Origin of the sequence: Pseudomonas sp. FH4, from assembly GCF_000510915.2 — a bacterium.
Taxonomy (GTDB): domain Bacteria; phylum Pseudomonadota; class Gammaproteobacteria; order Pseudomonadales; family Pseudomonadaceae; genus Aquipseudomonas; species Aquipseudomonas brenneri.
Genome location: NZ_AOHN01000016.1, coordinates 221,142 through 241,303, shown reverse-complemented (window position 1 = coordinate 241,303; position 20,162 = coordinate 221,142). Strand labels below are relative to the sequence as shown.

23 protein-coding genes and 1 riboswitch are annotated in these 20,162 nt (G+C 60.7%); of the genes, 14 read left to right on the top strand and 9 right to left on the bottom strand.

Annotated features, from left to right (window positions below):
* Nucleotides 1-19 precede the first annotated feature (19 nt).
* From hisG to hisC, 3 genes are all read left to right on the top strand, one after another.
* Nucleotides 20-655: an ATP phosphoribosyltransferase gene (hisG, locus tag H097_RS12300; protein WP_003188599.1), complete on the top strand. Its 636-nt coding sequence runs from the start codon at nucleotides 20-22 to the stop codon at nucleotides 653-655.
* A gap of 128 nt (nucleotides 656-783) precedes the next feature.
* Nucleotides 784-2,100: a histidinol dehydrogenase gene (gene hisD, locus H097_RS12295; RefSeq protein WP_029291757.1), complete on the top strand. Its 1,317-nt coding sequence runs from the start codon at nucleotides 784-786 to the stop codon at nucleotides 2,098-2,100.
* 3 nt (nucleotides 2,101-2,103) lie between these two features.
* Nucleotides 2,104-3,156 carry a histidinol-phosphate transaminase gene (gene hisC / locus H097_RS12290; protein ID WP_032860075.1) on the top strand — a complete coding sequence of 351 codons (1,053 nt, stop codon included), beginning with the start codon at nucleotides 2,104-2,106 and terminating at the stop codon, nucleotides 3,154-3,156.
* A 130-nt stretch (nucleotides 3,157-3,286) separates the two neighbouring features.
* Here hisC and H097_RS12285 read toward each other — a convergent pair whose 3' ends face one another.
* Nucleotides 3,287-4,561: a uracil-xanthine permease family protein gene (locus tag H097_RS12285; RefSeq protein ID WP_032860074.1), complete on the bottom strand. Its 1,275-nt coding sequence runs from the start codon at nucleotides 4,559-4,561 to the stop codon at nucleotides 3,287-3,289.
* A gap of 2 nt (nucleotides 4,562-4,563) precedes the next feature.
* Nucleotides 4,564-5,202 carry a uracil phosphoribosyltransferase gene (upp, locus tag H097_RS12280; protein WP_032860073.1) on the bottom strand — a complete coding sequence of 213 codons (639 nt, stop codon included), beginning with the start codon at nucleotides 5,200-5,202 and terminating at the stop codon, nucleotides 4,564-4,566.
* A gap of 165 nt (nucleotides 5,203-5,367) precedes the next feature.
* On the opposite strand from upp, the gene H097_RS12275 reads away from it, so the two are divergent.
* The 3 genes from H097_RS12275 (at nucleotide 5,368) to H097_RS12265 (ending at nucleotide 6,773) form a co-directional block, all read left to right on the top strand.
* The gene (locus tag H097_RS12275) at nucleotides 5,368-5,925 is read left to right on the top strand and encodes a hypoxanthine-guanine phosphoribosyltransferase (protein WP_029291749.1); all 558 of its coding nucleotides are present in this window, start codon (nucleotides 5,368-5,370) and stop codon (nucleotides 5,923-5,925) included.
* 3 nt (nucleotides 5,926-5,928) lie between these two features.
* Nucleotides 5,929-6,396, top strand: coding sequence for a WbuC family cupin fold metalloprotein (locus H097_RS12270; RefSeq protein WP_032860072.1), 468 nt, complete (start codon nucleotides 5,929-5,931; stop codon nucleotides 6,394-6,396).
* 89 nt (nucleotides 6,397-6,485) lie between these two features.
* Nucleotides 6,486-6,773, top strand: a complete 288-nt coding sequence (locus tag H097_RS12265) for a PA4642 family protein (RefSeq protein WP_032860071.1) — start codon at nucleotides 6,486-6,488, stop codon at nucleotides 6,771-6,773.
* A gap of 167 nt (nucleotides 6,774-6,940) precedes the next feature.
* Here H097_RS12265 and mqo read toward each other — a convergent pair whose 3' ends face one another.
* Both mqo and H097_RS12255 read right to left on the bottom strand, forming a co-directional pair.
* On the bottom strand, nucleotides 6,941-8,449 hold the full coding sequence (gene mqo / locus H097_RS12260; protein WP_032860070.1) for a malate dehydrogenase (quinone): 1,509 nt from the start codon (nucleotides 8,447-8,449) through the stop codon (nucleotides 6,941-6,943).
* Between the two features lie 732 nt (nucleotides 8,450-9,181).
* On the bottom strand, nucleotides 9,182-9,418 hold the full coding sequence (locus H097_RS12255; RefSeq protein ID WP_032860069.1) for a hypothetical protein: 237 nt from the start codon (nucleotides 9,416-9,418) through the stop codon (nucleotides 9,182-9,184).
* A gap of 170 nt (nucleotides 9,419-9,588) precedes the next feature.
* Here H097_RS12255 and H097_RS12250 point away from each other — a divergent pair, with 170 nt between their 5' ends.
* A complete protein-coding gene (locus H097_RS12250) occupies nucleotides 9,589-10,176 on the top strand; it encodes a YajG family lipoprotein (RefSeq protein ID WP_032860068.1) in 588 nt (195 codons plus the stop codon).
* 57 nt (nucleotides 10,177-10,233) lie between these two features.
* Here the strand turns inward: H097_RS12250 and H097_RS12245 are convergent, their stop codons facing one another.
* Complete coding sequence (locus tag H097_RS12245; RefSeq protein WP_032860067.1) at nucleotides 10,234-10,443, bottom strand: hypothetical protein; 210 nt, start codon at nucleotides 10,441-10,443, stop codon at nucleotides 10,234-10,236.
* Between the two features lie 159 nt (nucleotides 10,444-10,602).
* On the opposite strand from H097_RS12245, the gene H097_RS12240 reads away from it, so the two are divergent.
* Entirely contained in the window at nucleotides 10,603-10,860 is a 258-nt protein-coding gene (locus H097_RS12240; protein WP_032860066.1) for a hypothetical protein, read from the top strand.
* Between the two features lie 123 nt (nucleotides 10,861-10,983).
* Here the strand turns inward: H097_RS12240 and H097_RS12235 are convergent, their stop codons facing one another.
* Entirely contained in the window at nucleotides 10,984-12,147 is a 1,164-nt protein-coding gene (locus tag H097_RS12235; protein WP_174553292.1) for a 1-acyl-sn-glycerol-3-phosphate acyltransferase, read from the bottom strand.
* 144 nt (nucleotides 12,148-12,291) lie between these two features.
* Here H097_RS12235 and H097_RS12230 point away from each other — a divergent pair, with 144 nt between their 5' ends.
* The 4 genes from H097_RS12230 (at nucleotide 12,292) to H097_RS12215 (ending at nucleotide 14,463) form a co-directional block, all read left to right on the top strand.
* Nucleotides 12,292-12,474, top strand: coding sequence for a CPXCG motif-containing cysteine-rich protein (locus tag H097_RS12230; protein ID WP_032860064.1), 183 nt, complete (start codon nucleotides 12,292-12,294; stop codon nucleotides 12,472-12,474).
* Between the two features lie 11 nt (nucleotides 12,475-12,485).
* The gene (locus H097_RS12225) at nucleotides 12,486-12,746 is read left to right on the top strand and encodes a DUF2007 domain-containing protein (protein WP_032860063.1); all 261 of its coding nucleotides are present in this window, start codon (nucleotides 12,486-12,488) and stop codon (nucleotides 12,744-12,746) included.
* Nucleotides 12,747-12,782: 36 nt separating this feature from the next.
* Complete coding sequence (locus tag H097_RS12220) at nucleotides 12,783-13,403, top strand: SOS response-associated peptidase (RefSeq protein WP_032860062.1); 621 nt, start codon at nucleotides 12,783-12,785, stop codon at nucleotides 13,401-13,403.
* Nucleotides 13,404-13,644: 241 nt separating this feature from the next.
* Entirely contained in the window at nucleotides 13,645-14,463 is an 819-nt protein-coding gene (locus tag H097_RS12215; protein WP_032860061.1) for a M48 family metallopeptidase, read from the top strand.
* A 128-nt stretch (nucleotides 14,464-14,591) separates the two neighbouring features.
* On the opposite strand, the gene H097_RS12210 is transcribed toward H097_RS12215, so the two are convergent.
* The 3 genes from H097_RS12210 to H097_RS12200 all read right to left on the bottom strand — a co-directional run bounded on the left by H097_RS12210 (nucleotide 14,592) and on the right by H097_RS12200 (nucleotide 17,432).
* Nucleotides 14,592-15,176, bottom strand: coding sequence for a TMEM165/GDT1 family protein (locus H097_RS12210; protein ID WP_032860060.1), 585 nt, complete (start codon nucleotides 15,174-15,176; stop codon nucleotides 14,592-14,594).
* Between the two features lie 89 nt (nucleotides 15,177-15,265).
* A riboswitch (yybP-ykoY riboswitch) is annotated at nucleotides 15,266-15,385 on the bottom strand.
* A 51-nt stretch (nucleotides 15,386-15,436) separates the two neighbouring features.
* On the bottom strand, nucleotides 15,437-16,435 hold the full coding sequence (locus H097_RS12205) for a class I SAM-dependent methyltransferase (protein WP_032860059.1): 999 nt from the start codon (nucleotides 16,433-16,435) through the stop codon (nucleotides 15,437-15,439).
* Between the two features lie 31 nt (nucleotides 16,436-16,466).
* The gene (locus H097_RS12200) at nucleotides 16,467-17,432 is read right to left on the bottom strand and encodes a 2-hydroxyacid dehydrogenase (RefSeq protein WP_032860058.1); all 966 of its coding nucleotides are present in this window, start codon (nucleotides 17,430-17,432) and stop codon (nucleotides 16,467-16,469) included.
* Between the two features lie 84 nt (nucleotides 17,433-17,516).
* Between H097_RS12200 and H097_RS12195 the strand changes: the two genes are divergently transcribed.
* Together H097_RS12195 and H097_RS12190 are read left to right on the top strand one after the other, a co-directional pair.
* Nucleotides 17,517-18,146 (top strand): LysE family transporter, encoded by a 630-nt coding sequence (locus H097_RS12195; RefSeq protein ID WP_032860057.1) that lies wholly within the window; start codon nucleotides 17,517-17,519, stop codon nucleotides 18,144-18,146.
* 146 nt (nucleotides 18,147-18,292) lie between these two features.
* Complete coding sequence (locus H097_RS12190) at nucleotides 18,293-19,975, top strand: fatty acid--CoA ligase (protein WP_032860056.1); 1,683 nt, start codon at nucleotides 18,293-18,295, stop codon at nucleotides 19,973-19,975.
* Nucleotides 19,976-20,162: the final 187 nt, after the last annotated feature.

Below are 20,162 nucleotides of genomic sequence, written 5' to 3'. Positions count from 1 at the left end.
TGAAGGATTGACGTTTCCCATGTTGACCATCGCACTGTCCAAGGGCCGCATCCTTGACGACACTTTGCCGCTTCTGGCTGAAGCGGGCATCGTGCCGACCGAGAATCCGGACAAGAGCCGCAAGCTGATCATCCCCACGACCCAGGACGACGTTCGCCTGCTGATCGTGCGGGCTACCGACGTGCCGACCTACGTTGAACATGGCGCCGCCGACCTCGGCGTCGCCGGTAAGGACGTGCTGATGGAATACGGTGGTCAGGGCCTGTACGAGCCGCTGGACCTGCGTATCGCCCTGTGCAAGTTGATGACTGCTGGCCGTGTCGGTGACGTCGAGCCCAAGGGCCGCTTGCGGGTGGCCACCAAGTTCGTCAACGTCGCCAAGCGTTATTACGCCGAGCAAGGCCGTCAGGTCGACATCATCAAGCTCTACGGCTCGATGGAGTTGGCTCCGTTGATCGGCCTGGCCGACAAGATCATCGACGTGGTCGACACCGGCAACACCCTGCGCGCCAATGGCCTGGAGCCCCAGGACTTTATCGCCGACATCAGCTCCCGGCTGATCGTCAACAAAGCTTCGATGAAAATGCAGCACGCCCGTATCCAGGCGTTGATCGACACCCTGCGCAAGGCAGTGGAGTCTCGACACCGCGGTTGACTCACCCGCGTAGCTGAAAAGCTGCGCCCGTCTATCCGCCTCATAGCCAGAATTCTCAGGTGCCCAAGCGGAAACGACTGCTAGTTTAGGGCGCCTGAGTTTTTGCCAATTCTATTGAGGCCCTCGCTATGACCACGTCCACTGCAATTGCCCGACTCAACGCTGCCGACCCGGATTTTGCCCATCATCTGGATCATCTGCTGAGCTGGGAAAGCGTGTCCGACGACTCGGTCAACCAGCGGGTGCTCGACATCATCAAGGCCGTGCGCGAGCGCGGTGATGCGGCGCTGGTGGACTTTACCCGCCAGTTTGACGGCCTGGACGTCAAATCCATGGCTGACCTGATCCTGCCCCGCGAACGCCTGGAGCTGGCCCTGACGCGCATCACTGCGCCTCAGCGTGAAGCCCTGGAAGTGGCTGCAGCGCGGGTGCGCAGCTACCACGAGAAGCAGAAACAGGACTCCTGGAGCTACACCGAGGCTGATGGCACGGTGCTGGGCCAGAAGGTCACGCCCCTGGACCGTGCCGGCCTGTATGTGCCGGGTGGAAAGGCTTCGTACCCGTCATCGGTACTGATGAACGCGATTCCGGCCAAGGTGGCCGGCGTGACCGAAGTGGTTATGGTCGTGCCGACCCCGCGCGGTGAAATCAACGAGCTGGTGCTGGCTGCGGCCTGCATCGCCGGGGTTGATCGCGTGTTCACCATAGGTGGCGCCCAAGCCGTTGCGGCCCTGGCCTATGGCACCGAAAGCGTGCCCAAGGTCGACAAGGTCGTTGGCCCAGGCAACATCTACGTCGCCACCGCCAAGCGCCACGTATTCGGCCAGGTCGGCATCGACATGATCGCCGGCCCCTCGGAAATCCTCGTGGTGTGCGACGGCCAGACCGACCCGGACTGGATCGCCATGGACCTGTTCTCCCAGGCCGAGCACGACGAAGACGCCCAGGCGATCCTGGTCAGCCCCGACGCCGAGTTTCTCGACAAGGTGGCCGCCAGCATCAATAAACTGCTGCCGACCATGGAACGTGCCGAGATCATCGAGAAGTCGATCAATGGCCGTGGCGCGCTGATCCTGGTGCAGGACATGGAGCAGGCCATCGAAGTCGCCAACCGCATCGCGCCGGAGCACCTGGAGCTGTCGGTGGCCGATCCACAAGCCTGGCTGCCGTCGATTCGCCATGCCGGGGCGATCTTCATGGGCCGCCACACCAGCGAAGCCCTGGGCGACTACTGCGCGGGTCCCAACCACGTCCTGCCGACGTCCGGCACTGCGCGCTTCTCGTCGCCGCTTGGGGTGTACGACTTCCAGAAGCGCTCGTCGATCATCTTCTGCTCGCCACAGGGCGCCTCGGAGCTGGGCAAGACCGCCTCGGTGCTGGCCCGTGGTGAATCGCTGAGCGCGCACGCCCGCAGCGCCGAATATCGCATCGTCAAGGGAGAGTAAGGCATGAGCAAATTCTGGAGCCCCTTCGTCAAGGACCTGGTGCCTTACGTGCCCGGCGAGCAGCCGAAGCTGACCAAGCTGGTCAAGCTCAACACCAACGAAAACCCCTATGGTCCATCGCCCAAGGCGCTGGCAGCCATGCAGGCCGAGCTGAACGACAACCTGCGCTTGTACCCCGACCCCAACAGCGATCTGCTCAAGCAGGCCGTGGCCAGGTACTACGGGGTCGATGCAGGCAAGGTCTTCCTCGGTAACGGTTCCGATGAGGTCCTGGCGCACATCTTCCACGGCCTGTTCCAGCACGACTTGCCGCTGCTGTTTCCGGATATCAGCTACAGCTTTTATCCCGTCTACTGCGGGCTGTATGGCATCAAGTCCGACCCGGTGCCGCTGGATGAGCAGTTCCAGATCCGCGTGGTGGACTATGCCAAGCCTAACGGCGGGATCATCTTCCCCAACCCGAACGCGCCGACGGGCTGCGTACTGGCACTGGATGCGGTAGAGCAGCTTCTCAAGGCCAGCCCGGATTCGGTGGTGGTGGTTGATGAGGCCTATATCGACTTCGGCGGCGAAACCGCGATCAGCCTGGTGGACCGTTACCCGAACTTGCTGGTCACCCAGACCCTCTCCAAGTCGCGCTCACTGGCCGGTTTGCGGGTAGGCTTGGCGGTGGGGCACCCGGACCTGATCGAGGCGCTGGAGCGGGTCAAGAACAGCTTCAACTCGTATCCGCTGGATCGCCTGGCGATTGTCGGCGCGGCAGCAGCGTTCGAGGACCGTGAGTATTTCGAGAAGACTTGCCAGTTGGTCATCGACAGCCGTGAGAAGGTTGTGGCGCAGTTGCGAGAGAAGGGTTTTGAGGTGTTGCCGTCAGCGGCCAACTTCATCTTTGCCCGCCACCCACGGCACGATGCGGCTGGCCTGGCGGCCAAACTGCGTGAGCAAGGGGTGATCGTGCGGCACTTCAAGCAGGAGCGGATTGCCCAGTTCCTGCGGATCAGCATCGGTACGCCAGAGCAGAACCAGGCGCTGGTCGATGGCTTGGGCGATCTTTAAGGCTTGGATCTACATTGGCTGGACTGGCCTCATCGCGGGCAAGCCCGGCTCCCACATTGGAATACACTTCAATGTGGGAGCCGGGCTTGCCCGCGATGAGGCCATCAGCAACACCGACAATCCGTAGCTTTTAGAGCAACGGCTCATCCGGCTTCTTGTGCTTCCAGCCATCATTGCCCGGCAGCAGCAGGTTCAAACCAATTGCCACCACGGCACACAGGGCGATGCCCTTGAGGCCGAAATCATCCGGACCAGTACCGGTACCGATCAGCACACCACCAATCCCAAAGACCAGGGTCACTGACACAATCACCAGATTGCGCGCTTCGCCCAGGTCGATCTTGTGACGGATCAGGGTATTCATCCCCACCGCGGCAATCGAGCCGAACAACAGGCACAGAATCCCGCCCATCACCGGCACCGGAATGCTCTGCAGCAGCGCGCCGAACTTGCCGACAAAGGCCAGGGTGATGGCGAATACTGCCGCCCAGGTCATGATCTTCGGGTTGTAGTTCTTGGTCAGCATCACCGCGCCCGTCACTTCGGCGTAGGTGGTGTTGGGCGGGCCGCCGAACATACCGGCAGTGGTGGTGGCGATACCGTCGCCCAATAGCGTGCGATGCAGGCCGGGCTTTTTCAGGTAATCGCGACCAGTCACGCTACCCACGGCAATCACGCCGCCGATGTGCTCGATGGCCGGTGCCAGGGCCACCGGGACGATAAACAGAATCGCCTGCCAGTTGAACTCCGGTGCGGTGAAGTGGGGCAGGGCGAGCCACGGGGCGGCGGCGATCTTCGCGGTATCGACCACGCCAAAGTAGAACGACATGCCAAAACCTACCAGCACCCCGGCAATGATCGGCACCAGGCGGAAAATGCCCTTGCCGAATACGGCCACGATCAGCGTGGTCAGCAGCGCCGGCATCGAGATCATCATCGCCGTCTGGTAATGAATCAGCTCGGCACCATCACCGCTCTTGCCCATTGCCATATTGGCGGCGATCGGCGCCATGGCCAGGCCGATGGAGATGATCACCGGCCCGATGACCACGGGCGGCAGCAGCCGGTCGATAAAACCGGTGCCTTTGATCTTCACGGCCAGGCCGAGGAAGGTGTAGACGAAACCCGCCGCCATCACGCCGCCCATGGTCGCCGCGAGGCCGAACTGGCCCTTGGCGAGAATGATCGGGGTGATAAAGGCAAAGCTCGATGCCAGGAATACCGGCACTTGGCGTCCGGTCACGATCTGGAACAGCAGCGTGCCAAGACCTGCGGTAAACAGTGCAACGTTTGGATCAAGACCTGTGATCAGTGGCATCAACACCAGCGCGCCAAATGCTACGAAGAGCATTTGTGCGCCAGACAGGATCTGGCGCCAAAGCGGGTCGTTGAATTCATCCTGCATGCTCACGCGTCCTTCTGCTTGGTGCCGAAGATCTTGTCGCCAGCATCGCCCAGGCCCGGAATGATGTAGCCGTGCTCGTTCAGGCGTTCATCAATGGACGCGGTGTAGATCATCACATCCGGGTGCGCCTTCTCTACGGCGGCGATCCCTTCGGGCGCAGCCACCAGCACCATGGCGCGGATGTCCTTGCAGCCGGCTTTCTTCAGCAGGTCGATGGTGGCGACCATGGAACTGCCGGTGGCCAGCATCGGGTCGATGATCATCGCCAGGCGTTCGTCGATTTCCGGGACGAGTTTTTCCAGGTAGGTGTGGGCCTGCAGGGTTTCTTCGTTGCGGGCTACGCCCACAGCGCTGACCTTGGCGCCCGGGATCAGGCTCAGCACGCCTTCAAGCATGCCGATGCCGGCGCGCAGGATCGGTACTACGGTAATTTTCTTGCCGGCGATTTTCTCGACCTGGACGGGACCGCACCAACCGGGGATCTCGTAGTTTTCCAGGGGTAAATCTTTCGTGGCTTCGTAGGTGAGCAACGCTCCGACTTCCTGAGCAAGCTCACGGAAGTTCTTCGTGCTAATGTCGGCGCGGCGCATAAGGCCGAGCTTGTGTCGGATCAGCGGGTGGCGGATCTCACGGATGGGCATGGGGAAAGGCTCCGGCGGCGGGCAAAAAAACCGGCCTAGATTAATCTATCCGAGGGTGTTGTCCTATAGACAACCAGTACGTTAGTCCATAAAGGCTTGAACGTTGCGTCCCAGAAGCGTACCTTCGCCCGCTTTTCTTGCCACAGTACCCCTCTGGAGAGCGCCATGTCCGCTGATCTCGACCATATCCGTCAAATCATGCGCGAGGCTGACTGCCTGTACACCGAAGCACAAGTCGAAGAGGCTATCGCCAAGGTCGGCGCGCACATCACACGCGAAATGGCCGACACCAACCCGGTGGTGTTCTGTGTGATGAACGGTGGTCTGATTTTCGCCGGCAAATTGCTGACTCACCTGCAATTCCCCCTGGAAGCGTCCTACCTGCACGCCACCCGCTATCGCAATGAAACCAGCGGCGGTGACCTGTTCTGGAAAGCCAAGCCGGAAGTGTCGTTCATCGACCGCGACGTATTGATCATCGACGACATCCTCGACGAGGGTCATACCCTTGGCGCGATCATCGACTTCTGCAAACACGCCGGTGCGCGCAAAGTGCACACCGCCGTGCTGATCGATAAAGACCACGACCGCAAGGCCCGCCCGGACCTGAAAGCCGATTACGTTGGCCTGCCGTGCATCGACCGCTACATCTTTGGTTACGGCATGGATTACAAAGGCTACTGGCGTAATGCCAATGGCATCTTTGCTGTGAAGGGGATGTAAGCCATGGCGCGCTTTCTTGATCAATCTCTGTTTGCCGAATTGGCTGAGAAAGCCGCCGCCAGCCCCCGTGGCCGGCAGAACGTCAACTTCCACCAGATGGAAGAGCCGTGCCATCGCATGGCTGTCGGTTTGCAGCCACACACCTACGTGCAGCCTCATCGTCACCTCACTGCTGACAAGGCCGAGACCCTGCTGGTACTCAAGGGGCGCCTGGGGATTCTGATCTTCAGCGAGTCAGGCGAAGTTCTCGAACGGCGCATCTTGCAGGCGGGTGGAGAGTGCCAGGGTGTTGATCTGTCGCCCGGCGTTTTCCATGGCCTGGTGGTGCTTGAGCCTGACTCGGTGATGTTCGAGTGCAAGGCTGGCCCTTATCGCCCCGTAGGCGAGGGCGAGCTGGCGAGCTGGGCACCCCGTGAAGGCGAAGCCGGCATGGCTGAGTATCATCGCTGGATGCTGGCCCAGTTCGACTGAGCCCACATTCGATTTTCGTGGCTTCCGAACCTTGAGTCCCGCAGGTAGACTTCTACCCCCGTGTAAATGTCTGCAGGCTGGAGTCGGCAATGCGTAAAGATAAGAAACAAGTGATTGGTGACGAGATCGGCGACGATCAGATCAAGCTGTTCCTGGATTTTGAACCGGTCGACGCCACTTCACCTTCCCTGCATAAACTGATCAAAGCCTATCGCGGCCTGCGCATCGACGATTTCGAACGTTTCCTGACCTTTTTCAAGGAGGCCGGCCTGGACCTCGATGGCAAGGACGAGCACGGCCAGACCTTCGTCGACCTGATCAAGGACCAGCGCAATGCGCACGAGTACATCGAGTTGATCGAGCAAGTCCGCGGCTGATTATCCAGACATAAAAAAACGCCCCGTTCTCATCGCGAGAGCGGGGCGTTTTTTATTGCCTTTGGTAGGAGCGAGCTTGCTCGCGAAGAACGCTAACGATGACGCGTTTATTCTGGATAAACGCGGCGTCCTCAGGTTTTTCGCGAGCAAGCTCGCTCCTACAGGGGTCAAGCGTAGCTTTGGGCCGCGCTGCTTTGCTCAACCAGCTCCAGGCTGATGTTGTTCTGTACGCTGATCTTGCGGTACAGCTCGGCATCAGTCTCCAGGACTTTTTCCCGGGCCGGGAAGATTTCCTGCAGCTTGGTCGCCCACTCGCCGGCAGCCTGGGCCGGGAAGCAGCGTTCGATCAGTTCCAGCATGATCGAAACAGTTACCGACGCACCTGGGGAGGCGCCCAGCAGCGCGGCCAGCGAACCGTCCTTGGCCGCGACCAGTTCGGTACCGAATTGCAGCACGCCGCCTTTCTTCGGGTCTTTCTTGATGATCTGCACTCGCTGGCCAGCCACTTCCAGGCGCCAGTCTTCGGCTTTTGCCTCGGGGTAGAAGCGGCGCAGGGATTCCAGGCGCTGTTCCATGGACTGCATCACTTCGCTGACCAGGTACTTGGTCAGGTCCATGTTGTCGCGGGCCACGGCCAGCATCGGGCCGATATTGCCGAGGCGAATCGACATGGGCAGGTCAAGGAACGAACCGAACTTGAGGAACTTGGTGGTGAAACCGGCGTATGGCCCGAACAGCAGGGATTTCTTGCCCTCTACCACGCGGGTGTCCAGGTGCGGCACCGACATCGGTGGCGAACCCACAGCCGCCTGGCTGTAGACCTTGGCCTGGTGCTGCTTGACCACTTGCGGGTTGTCGCAACGCAGCCACTGGCCGCTGACCGGGAAGCCACCAAACCCTTTGCTTTCTTCGATGCCCGAGGCTTGCAGCAGCGGCAAGGCCGCGCCACCGGCGCCGAGAAACACGAACTTGGCGTCGACATGGCGCGTGTTGCCGCTGTTGACGTCCTTGATGCTCACGGTCCAGCCGGCGCCATTGCGCTTGAGGCCGGTGACGCGCTTGCTGTATTTGACCTGGGCATCTGCCGAGCTGCTCAGGTGCGCCAGCAATTGGTTGGTCAGGGCGCCGAAGTTGACGTCGGTGCCGTTCATCACGCGGGTCGCGGCGATTTTCTCGTCAGCCGGGCGGCCAGGCATCATCAGCGGCATCCACTCGGCCATTTCTGCACGGTCTTCGGTGTAGTGCATATCCGAGAACGCGTGGTGCTGGCTGAGGGTTTCAAAGCGCTTCTTGAGGAACGACACGCCTTTTTCGCCCTGCACGAAGCTCAGGTGCGGCACCGGGCTGATAAAGGACTTGGCTGAGCCAAAGGTGCCTTGTTTGGTCAGGTACGCCCAGAACTGCTTCGACACCTCGAACTGGGTGTTGATGTGCACGGCTTTCTTGATGTCGATGGAACCATCGCCAGCCTGCGGGGTGTAGTTCAGCTCGCACAGCCCGGCGTGACCGGTACCGGCGTTGTTCCACGGGTTGGAACTCTCTGCTGCACCCGAGTCCATCAGCTCAACGACTTCCAGCTTGAGGCCGGGGTCGAGCTCCTTGAGCAGTACGGCGAGGGTGGCACTCATGATGCCCGCACCTACCAGTACTACGTCGACTGCTTCGTTATGCGCCATTTAACGCGTCTCCAAAATCTGCAGCACCAAATTGACGGCATGGCTGCCAGGAGTGACGGGGCGGTTCACGTGATGCCCCAGGTTACCCATGGCCAGGATTGCCATGTCCGATTCTTCGCAATTTTTTTGCAACTTCAGCGGACGCTGCCGACCAGGCCTTATCTGCATATGAACGCATTTCAGGGCCCCTGTGGCAATTCGACTTATGGTCAAGTACGTCCGATCGTGCAACCAAATCCGTAGCGGACAGGCTTCAAGCTCCGGTTCTTGGGGAGTACTCGGTCCTGTGTGGTTGGGCAGTGCCAGACGTTGATGGTGCTTGTACAAACGCAAAACTATTCATTTGCTCGCCACACTCTTGTGAAGTTGTGAAAACCCGTTTTTTCACGCTCTTTTGAAGACGTGAACCTCAAAAAAGGGCTGCCCCAGCCTGGCACCTGGCCCGAAATCACTGCCGACATGCGGCATAACGGGCAAACAACTCAAGTGGCCGAGCGCAATGGCAGCTCTGGCAGATTCGGTAAAGGCGCAGGTTTGCAGACAAAACAGCCAGCTCGCCAGCTTCACTCGATCTGTGTGGGCGGCTCTCTGTGGGCGGTGCGGGGGAGCTAATACCAGGGCATTAGCGATGCTGCGAGGCCCGATCAGGAGACGTCCTTATAATCGGGGGGAGATTGTAGCGAAGAAATGCGGGGAAATGGACGTGTTTTATGACTTTTATTAGCGCTTCGGTCAGGCGGTCAACGGCAGACGGTGTGATGACCGTGCGCGGCGCGGGCTGACGCGGGCGCGGGCGGGCAGTGGCTGGTGCATCCAGCTCAGGCGGATCTCTTCGACTTCGACCCAACCCTCGCCCACGGGCGGCTGGCTGCATTGCTTGAATGCCTGGCAGCGACCTTGTGGGTCGAGCCTGGCAAAGTTGCGATAGGCGGGCGTGCGAGCGAAAAAGCGCCAGAGAAGATTGAGCATGGTAGGCCTCCTGAGAATGACGCCAAGCATATCTGTCAAGAATGACACCTTGGTGACACTGAACCGCTGCACACGGGCCTGGGTCTGAGGTTGTAACTGGCGCTAGTTCCAGGTGGTGACGCACCGCTATACTGCCGGGCTGTCGGTACCTGAATTCTGGAGAAAAAAGCATGTTGCAACGCCTGTTGTTCGGTTTGATCACTGTGACCAGCTTGACCCTGGTTGGCTGCGCCCACAGCCCGCAGCAACTGAGCCCGCAACCCAAGCTCACCACCCAGTTGGCGCCTGTGGGCCATGGCCAGCCGGTGTCGGTGCGTGTCGTTGATGGTCGTCCATCGCCGACACTGGGCACCCGCGGCGGCCTGTACCCGGAAACCAGCGCCATCACGGTGACCGGTGCCGACGTGCTGCCCAAGCTGCAAGCCCAGGCCGAAGCGGCTGTGCGTCTGCTGGGTTTCACCCCGACCAGCAACTCGCCTGGTGCGCCGCAGTTGACCGTGACCCTGGCCGAGCTCAAGTATCAGTCGCCCAAGGAAGGCCTGTACGTGACCGAAGCCACCATCGGCGCGACCTTCCGCTCTGATGTGTCGGCCGGCAACCGCCGCTACAACGGCCGTTACGCTGCGTCCCTGGACCAGCGCTTTGGCATGGCGCCGAACCAGGAAACCAACACCAAGCTGGTCAGCGACGTGTTGAGTGATGCCCTGACGCGACTGTTCAAGGATCCAAGCATCGGCCAGATCCTCAGTTCGCAGTAATCTTTAGTAAAAAGCCGGGCCCCAGTCAGGGGCCCGGCTTTTTTGTGCCTGCGGCTGTCATGCCGCCGTTTCGACATAAAAGTCCAGCACACTGACTCCAGTCAGCAGGTCCAGCTCCGGCAGGTCGGCATGCTGATGCCCGCCGAGGGCGCAATACACCAACCAGTGCCGGTCCTGGACATTGAACGCCAGGCCTCCGACCAGCGCCTCTTGCTCATCGGTTGGGGCGATCAGGTACAGCCGATCCTGGTTTTGCGCGTGCAACATGACAAGCTCCCGGGTGTTCGAAGGGCAACAGAGTGGCTTGTTAAGGTGACGTTCAGGTGACGACGTAAATTACTCGATACATTGCTCGTCATTGGGGGATGGAGCTGCACTGCGCAGGAGAGCGCATCTGGATGGACGACTGTCACACCGGGGTTTGAAATGCCGTTGCCTGCGTTATTGATCAATACCACTGCACTGCTGATTGCCTGTCCTGGCGCGGCGTTGCTGTTTATTACCCGCCTGCAGGAGCAGCGTGCGATGGCCAGTCTGGCCGCACAAAGCGAAGAGCGGGCCATCGACCAGCCCATGCTGTTTCTGGATGTGCGCACCGAGCGCAGTCATCGTCTTGGTTATCGCATCGGCTTTGCCTGCCTTGGCCTGGCGCTGCTGCTGTCCTGGCTCAGCACTCAACTGTAAAGACACCACAAAACAACTGTAGGAGCTGGCTTGCCAGCGATGCAGGCACCTCGGTATGCCAGATACACCGAGGTGATGCGATCGCCGGCAAGCCAGCTCCTACAGTTGATTGCGCCGTGTTGTTTACAGAGGGATCCCGGCGTTGACCCGATACTGATTGCGCACCGGCATCGCATATTGCAACACCAGATACGGTCGGTGCTCTTGCGGGCATGCAGTCAAGCGCCGTTCCCACTCCGCTTTCGCCTTGGCCAACTCATCGGCCGGGAATACTTCGGCGGCCGTCGGCACCTGCAATTGCGGGTCCGCGTCGCTCCACTGTGCATACGCCAGGTAATGCACAGGAAACAACCGATAACCGCCCAGGATCTGCCGGTCCATCTCGATGGCCAATAGTTTGGTGTCTTCAAACCGCTCGGTGATGGGCGGCGCAAAGTTGATATGGACCCGGCCCTTGTAACCGGTGATGCCCAGGGCAATGCTCGCGTCATCCTCGCCGGGCGCCTTGCTGTAGGTGCCAGTGCTGGCGCGGATAAATAGCTCGCGCGCCTTGGCCGCGTCGCACGGGTCATATTCGTAGCTGATGGACACCGGTGTCAGGTTCAACGACAGGATGACGTCGGCGAACGGCTCATCCTTGCGGCTCATATGGAACATCTTGAGGATCGCCGACTCGGTGCGATCATCCCCATCCTTGGCCCGACCTTCGGCCTGGGCGATCCAGATCGACTGGCAGTCGTTGCGGATCGAATGGTTGATGTAGGCGGACAGCAACTGATAAGCCGCCATCTTCTCGCGTCGCCCGGTAATGGAGCGGTGCACGATAAAGCTCTTGTTCAGGCGCATCAGGTCGCTGACGAACGGCTTCTGCAGCAGGTTGTCACCGATGGCAATGCGTGGTGTTGGCAGGCCGGCGTGGTACACCGCATAGTTGACGAAGGCCGGGTCCATCACGATATCGCGGTGGTTGGCCAAAAAAACATAGGCCATGCCGGACTTGAGCTGTTCGACCCCGGTGTAGGTGACGCCGTCGGTCGCCCGGTCGATGGTGTGGTCGACGTAATACTCGACTTTGTCCTGCAAGGTGGCGACGGTGGTGACACCGGCGAACTCACGGCGCAGTTTCTGGGCGATCAGCGGCTTGAGCAGCCAGCCAAAGGCGCCGGCAAAGCGCGGGAAGCGAAAGTGGGTCAGGATGTCCAGAAAGGCCTTGTCACTGAACAGCCGGGCCAGCACTGCCGGGACTTCGCTGTCGTTGTAAGGTCGGATGGTATCGAATTCGCCCATCATGCTCTCTTGTTAGAAACGGCTAGGGTAAGTAAAGGTTTGGATCGATAAGTGACAGGGCCGGTCTGAACAAATGGCATCAAACGAAAAAGCCCTGCAAATAGACCGGCGATTATACGCACAAGTCACTTGGGAGAGACCGCGATGCTAGAACCTGTGCTGTACGATTGCCCTTATTGTGGTGAAGAGGTTGAGACAAGCGTGGATTTATCCGGCGGTGACCAGAACTATATAGAGGACTGCCAGGTGTGCTGCCGGCCGATCGTTTTCGACCTGCAGGTTCATGGTGATGAGTGGATGCTTGAAGTGCGCAGCGAGAACGAATAAAGGGGGCGACGATGCAACGAATCTACGAGCCGGAGAACCTGATGGAGGGTGAGTTGCTGCAACAAATGCTTGCCAGCGAAGGTATCGACGCCCATCTGGTCGGGCGCCATCTGCTCGGTGGCACGGGTGAGCTGCCGATCTTCGGCCTGCTGGGCCTTGAGGTAGAGAACGACCAGGCCCTTGTCGCCCGAGAGCTGATTAGCGCCTATATCGGCGCGCAACCTCTGCCTGGCGATGAACCCGACAGCTTCCCCGACGTGCTGGTCTGTTAGGCTGTCGACCGGTTTACCCAAGAGTCGTGTTGCCCCATGTGTGGACGTTATGCCCTGTTTCGCTGGAACCCCTCGTTTGCTGCCTTGCCGGGCTTCCCAGCGGATCAACAGGCCCAGTGGAATATTTCCCCCAATGATTCGGTACTGATCCAGCGCCTCAGCGACGGCCAGCGCAGCTTGGCGCGGGCGCGTTGGGGGCTGACGCCGCCGTGGTTGACCGACCTGTCCCGCACACCGGCCCACGCCCGCGCCGAAACCCTGGCCGAGCAACCGATGTTTCGCGAGGCCTTCCGCCTGCGCCGTTGCCTGCTGCCGGCCAATGGCTTTTATGAATGGCGCGGCACCCAGCGCAAGCGACCGTACTGGCTGACGCCGGGGGAGGGCTCGACGTTGTTCTTTGCGGCGATCTGGGAGGCCTACCCGGTGCAGGAGCAGGTGTGGTTGAGTACGGCGGTAGTGACCCAGGCGGCGCAGAGCCAGCGCCGGCCGTTGATTCTCGATGCGGCAGGGCAGGAGGCCTGGCTGGATCCCGAGACGCCGCTGCATGTGTTGCAGGGATTGCTGGCCAGCGAGCCTACGGCGTTGCGCGAGCGGGTGTTGGCTAATATGGTCAATGATCCGAAGCTCAATGGGCCGGAGTGCCTTACTCCGGCGTGAGCCTGCCAGTGCTTTGTTGTTTTGGTTGGCCTCATCGCGAGTAAGCCCGCTCCCACATGTTGATGTGTGAATACATTCAAAATGTGGGAGCGAGCCTCCCGCAAAAGAATCAGAAGTGTCATCAATAGAACGGTCGCAGGCGTGGGGCGTATCGGAAATTTAGCGGTTAAGCGTCAGGTGTATCTGGCGCCGATACATGGGAGGGCCTACGATACGCGCCATGTTTTCAGGGAGAATGTGCATGAAAAAATCATTGGTGGTCACGGCATTGAGCGCAGCCTTGCTGCTCGCCGGTTGCCAGTCCGTCAACACCACCAGCGGCGGTGCCGTGGGTGTGGAGCGCAAGCAGTACATGTTCAGCATGCTGTCGAGCCAGGAAGTCGACCAGATGTACGCGCAGTCGTACCAGCAGACCCTGGGTGAAGCCAGTGGCAAGGGGTTGGTGGACAAGACCAGCGCCAACGCCAAGCGCGTACAGGCCATCGCCAAGCGCCTGATCGCCCAGGCACCGACCTTCCGTCCGGATGCGGCGCAGTGGAAGTGGGAAGTGAACCTGATCAAAAGCGACGAGATGAACGCCAACTGCGGGCCTGGTGGCAAGATCTTCGTCTACAGCGGGTTGATCGAAAACCTCAAGTTGACCGACGACGAATTGGCCGCGGTCATGGGGCATGAAATCGCCCACGCCTTGCGCGAGCACGGCCGCGAAGCCATGTCCAAGGCCTACGGTATCGAAATGGCCAAGCAGGGCGCCGGTGCGTTGCTGGGGCTTGGGCAGGACAGCATGGCGCTGGCCGACACCGTGGCCAACTACGGCATGACCTTGCCCAACAGCCGCAGCAATGAGAACGAAGCCGACCTGATTGGCCTGGAACTGTCGGCCCGCGCCGGTTATGACCCGAACGCTGCGATTACGCTGTGGAACAAAATGGCCAAGGCTTCCGAAGGCGCACCGCCTGAGTTCATGAGCACTCACCCGGCCTCCAGCAGTCGGATTGCCTCGTTGCAGGCGGCGATTCCCAAGGTAATGCCGCTTTACCAGCAAGCCAAGAAGTCCTGATAACTCGGACCGTGTGAAGATCCAAATGTGGGAGCGGGCTTGCTCGCGATAGCGGAGTGTCAGTCACTGGATTCGCTGGCTGATCCACCGCTATCGCGAGCAAGCCCGCTCCCACATTCAGAGGGGTGTCAGATCCAGCCGCTGCTTTGCATGGCCTTGTACACCGCTACCAGCGCCAGGATGAAGAACGCCGAGGCCGCCAGGCGACGGATCAGGGTCAGAGGCAGTTTCTCAGCCGCGAAATTCCCCGCCAGAACCACCGGCACGTTGGCAATCAGCATGCCTAGGGTGGTGCCGATAATCACCAACCACAACTCCGGATATTGCGCTGCCAGCATCACTGTGGCGATCTGCGTCTTGTCGCCGATTTCAGCGATGAAGAATGCAATCAGGGTGGTCAGGAACGGCCCGAACTTGCGCGAAGTGCTGGCCTCGTCATCGTCGAGCTTGTCCGGCACCAGGGTCCACAGAGCCGTGGCGCAGAAGCTTGCGGCGAGGATCCAGTGCAGCACCGCCTCCGAGAAGAAACTGCCAAACCAGGCACCCACGGCGCCGGCGGCGGCGTGGTTGGCCAGGGTCGCGGCGATGATGCCGGCGATGATCGGCCAGGGTTTGCGAAAGCGGGCGGCGAGAATAAGCGCGAGCAGTTGTGTCTTGTCGCCAATTTCGGCCAAGGCAACGATTGCGGTAGGAACGAGAAGTGAATCCAGCATCAGGTAGGTTTCCAGGGGCGGGTCGACACGGCTATGACACGTACAGCCTTCCCGCCCCGGGTAAGGTGTGCGTGTCATAGGTCTTGTCAAACCCCGGTCCGTCTGTGCGGACTCCTGGGTCGCATACGCCATGGTCTGCTGACCAAGTATGTTGACGTATGCCGGACGAGCATGTTGCTCGTGGGAGACTACTCCCCTAGGACGGAGCGGATTCTGCCTTGGCAAAATCCATTCGGCAAGCCTTCTTTTTCAAACACCCGTCAGCCGCGCTTGGCCCGGTAGATACGAAACCCCTGGCCTTCGGCCTTGATCGCACACACGCCCAGGTGTTCTTCGATCAGTGGCTGGTACTTCAGGAAACTATTGGCAACTAGCCGAAGTTCGCCGCCATTTTTCAGATGTTGGCGTGCTTTTCGCAGCAGGTTTTCCGTTGCGAAATAATCCGTATGCACCCCGACATGGAACGGCGGGTTGCTCAAGATCGCATCCAGCCCCATGGGCGCGGCGTCGATGCCATCACCGGTCAGCACTTCGCCTTCCAGGCCATTGGCCTCCAGGGTCAGGCGACTGCTGGCGGTGGCGAAGGCGTCCACATCAAGCAGGGTCACGGTGTTGTGCGGGTAGCGCCGCTTGACCGCCGCGCCCAGCACGCCGGCGCCACAGCCGAAGTCCAGCAGATGACCGCTGGGCAGTTTGTCCAGGTGCTCTAGCAACAGCGCGGTACCGCGATCCAGGCGGCCATGGCTGAACACGCCTGGCAGGCTGACGACCTTGAGCGGCCCGTCGGCCAGTGGCACCTCAAATACCTCGGCCAGGCTCGCAAGGTCTGGCGCCACCGGGGCGTTGGCCACGGTGGTCAGCCACAACTGGCAGTGTCGCGCGTTGTCGAGTTTGCGTGGCTTGCCAAAAGCGTTCAGTTGCTTGGCGGCGCTTTCAATGCCGCCGCGCTTTTCGCCGACCAGGTACAGCTCGGCGCCCGGCAGGCGCGCGGCCACGGCCTTGAGGATGTAGTCAGCCAGGTCCTTGGACTTGGGCAGGAACACCACCGCCGTGTCGAATGGACGCTGCGGCACATTCACCCCGAAATGGCTGCGCTCGGCAAGCCGCGCATTCAGCGCTGCCTGATCGCCGGCATGCCAGCACCAGCCGTGGGCATTGGGCAGGCGGCCAAGCAGGTCATCGGCGGGCAGGCCAGCCAGCAACACGTTGCCTTGAAAAAGTTCGGCCTGACGAAGCAGTACTTCACTGCGCGGATCCATGGTCTGCTCCCTGAAAAAGGAGCGCAGTTTATCAACTGACGACGCGCTGCGGTGCGCCGCTGAAAAAGCCCCGGGCGTTTTCGGTCAATTGGCCGACGATCCGTTGCCGTGCTTCGCGGCTGCCCCAGGCACTGTGTGGCGTGATGATCAGCCGTGGGATGTCGCCGGCCAGCAGCGGGTTGCCGGTAGTCGGCGGTTCGACGCTCAGCACATCGGTGGCCGCGCCACCCAGATGACCGCCGCGCAAGGCGTCTGCCAAGGCTTGTTCATCGATCAGGCCACCGCGTGCGGTGTTGATCACGAACGCGCCTGGCTTGAGCAGCGCCAACTCGCGGGCACCGATGAAGTGGCGCGTGTGCTCGTTGAGCGGGCAATGCAGGGTCAGGGCGTCGATCTGCGGCAGCAGTTCGTCCAATGGCACTCGGTCTGCACGCGCCGGGCGGCCGGGGATTGCGCCCAGCAGCACGCGCATGCCAAAGGCTTCGGCCAGGCGTGCGACGGCGCCGCCCAGTTCGCCATGGCCCAGCAGCCCGAGGGTTTTGCCTTGCAGTTCGACAATCGGGTAATCCAGCAGGCAGAACTGCTTGGCTTGCTGCCACAGGCCGGCGTCGACGTCTTTTTGATAGTCCTTCAGGCGTGTGGCGAGGTTGAGCAACAGCATGATCGTGTGCTGCGCCACCGACGGTGTGCCGTAGCCCTGGCAGTTACTGACGGTAATGCCTTGGGCGCGGGCAACGGCCAGGTCGACGTTGTTGGTGCCGGTGGCGGCGATCAGGATCAGCTTCAGGTCGGGGCAGGCGGCCAGGGTCTGGGCGTTGAGCAGGATCTTGTTACTGATAGCTACCTGAGCGCCTTGCAGGCGCTCGACCACCTGATCCGCCGAGGTCTGCTCGCACAGCTGCAAGTCGCTGAAAACTTCCTGCAGCTCGCTGAGGTCAAGGTCCCCCTGGTCCAGTGAAGGGTGATCAAGGAAGACGGCGCGGCGATTGTTCGTCATCAACTGTACCTTTTGCGACAGGGTTCGAAGGCGTAATCTGCCGAGCCTACCAGATGAAATAATCAGTTACTTCTTGGAGTGTGCATGTACCTCACCGAGTTTTTGACCGTGGCGTTGATTCACCTGCTGGCCGTGGCCAGTCCCGGGCCGGACTTTGCCGTGGTGGTCCGCGAGAGCGTGACCCATGGCCGGCGCGCAGGCACCTGGACAGCACTGGGCGTTGGTTCGGCGATTTTCCTCCACGTCGGCTACTCGTTGCTCGGTATCGGCTTGATCGTGTCCCAGTCCATCGTGCTGTTCAACGCCCTGAAATGGGCGGCCGCGGCCTACCTGTTGTACATCGGCTTCAAGGCCCTGCGTGCGCAACCGGCCAAGCCTGCCAGTGAAGAAGACCTGCACCGCGAAGTGGGCGAGCGCAGTGCCCGCGGCGCTTTTACCTCGGGCTTTGTGACCAATGGCTTGAACCCCAAGGCCACGCTGTTCTTCCTGTCGCTGTTCACCGTGGTGATCAACCCCCACACGCCGCTGGCGATCCAGGCGGGTTATGGCGTGTACCTGGCCGTGGCCACCGCCCTGTGGTTTTGCATGGTGGCCATGCTGTTCAGCCAACAGCGCGTGCGCGCCGGCTTTGCGCGCATGGGCCATTGGTTTGATCGGAGCATGGGCGCGGTGCTGATTGCCATCGGTGTGAAAGTGGCTCTCACCGAGCGCTAGGCACGCCATTCGTGAATGAATGCTGGCGCAAAGCTAGCATTCATTGTGCGCTGCAAATCATTCCTTCGGCTGATTTGGCAGGCGCGCAAGGTCTCTACAGTGCAAATCCTTTAGCCAAGACCGTGCAGTCATAAAAAGGGATTCGTATGTTGCAGACTCGTGTTATCCCGCCCGCCGAAGGCGCCTACCAATACCCGCTGTTGATCAAGCGCCTGTTGATGTCGGGCGCCCGCTACGAGAAAACCCGGGAAATCGTCTACCGCGACAAGCTGCGCTACACCTACCCAACCCTGATCGAGCGCGTTGCCCGCCTGGCCAATGTGCTGACCGCAGCCGGGGTCAAGGCCGGTGATACCGTGGCCGTGATGGACTGGGATAGCCACCGTTACCTGGAGTGCATGTTCGCCATCCCGATGATTGGCGCGGTGATCCACACCATCAACGTGCGCCTGTCGCCGGAGCAGATCCTCTACACGATGAATCACGCCGAGGACCGCTTTGTGCTGGTCAACAGCGAGTTCGTCGGCCTGTACCAGGCCATTGCCGGGCAGTTGACCACGGTCGACAAGACCCTGCTGTTGACCGATGGCGACGAAAAAACCGCTGACCTGCCGAACCTGGTGGGTGAGTACGAAACCCTGTTGGCCGCCGCCAGTACTCAGTACACCTTCGAGGACTTCGATGAGCATTCGGTAGCCACTACCTTCTACACCACCGGCACCACCGGTAACCCCAAGGGTGTGTATTTCACCCACCGTCAACTGGTGCTGCACACCATCGGCGTGGCGACCATCATGGGCAGCATCGACAGCGTGCGCCTGCTCGGCACCAACGATGTGTACATGCCGATCACGCCGATGTTTCACGTGCACGCCTGGGGCTTGCCGTATGTGGCGACCATGCTCGGCCTGAAGCAGGTCTATCCCGGCCGTTACGACCCGGAATACCTGGTGGAGCTGTGGCGCAAGGAGAAGGTGACGTTCTCCCACTGTGTGCCGACCATCCTGCAGATGCTGCTTAACGCCAAGGCCGCCCAGGGCGTGGACTTTGGCGGCTGGAAGATCGTGATCGGCGGCAGCGCCCTCAACCGTTCGCTGTATGAAGCGGCCAAGGCCCGTGGTATCCAATTGACGGCAGCCTACGGCATGTCCGAGACCGGGCCGCTGGTGTCCTGTGCCCACCTCAATGAAGAACTGCTGGCCGGCAGCGAAGACGAGCGCACCACCTACCGGATCAAGGCCGGTGTGCCCGGGCCGTTGGTGGAAGCTGCGATTGTCGACGCTGACGGCAACTTCCTCCCGGCCGATGGCGAGTCCCAGGGCGAACTGGTGCTACGCGCACCGTGGCTCAGCGAGGGTTATTTCAACGAACCGCAGAAGGGCGCCGAACTCTGGGAAGGCGGTTGGATGCACACCGGCGACGTGGCCACCCTGGATGCCTTCGGCGTGATCGATATTCGCGACCGCATCAAGGATGTGATCAAGACCGGCGGTGAGTGGATCTCGTCCCTGGCCCTCGAAGACCTGGTCAGCCGTCACCCGGCGGTACGCGAAGTAGCGGTGGTCGGGATTGCCGACCCGCAGTGGGGCGAGCGCCCGTTTGCCCTGTTGGTGGTGCGCGAGGGCCACGGGATTGGCGCGCGTGAACTCAAGGAACACCTCAAGCCGTATGTCGAGCAGGGCCACCTGAGCAAGTGGGCGATTCCAAGTCAGATTGCCATTGTTACGGAAATTCCCAAGACCAGTGTCGGCAAACTCGACAAGAAACGTATCCGTATCGACATCATTGAATGGCAGGCCAATAACAGCACCTTCCTCTCCACGCTTTGACCCCTTTCGCCGTGCCCGCCCGGGCACGGCAATGCTCTATTACAAGCCTTCGCCTTGTCATTTGGCAAATTTCAGCCATCCTCTTTCGCGTCAGCTCTCGCTGACATGGCGAAAGGGCTGTTGCAGACGGGTTGGTGATGCAAATCACACTTTAGAGGGATCAAGCGATACCCCCTGCTGGCTATAG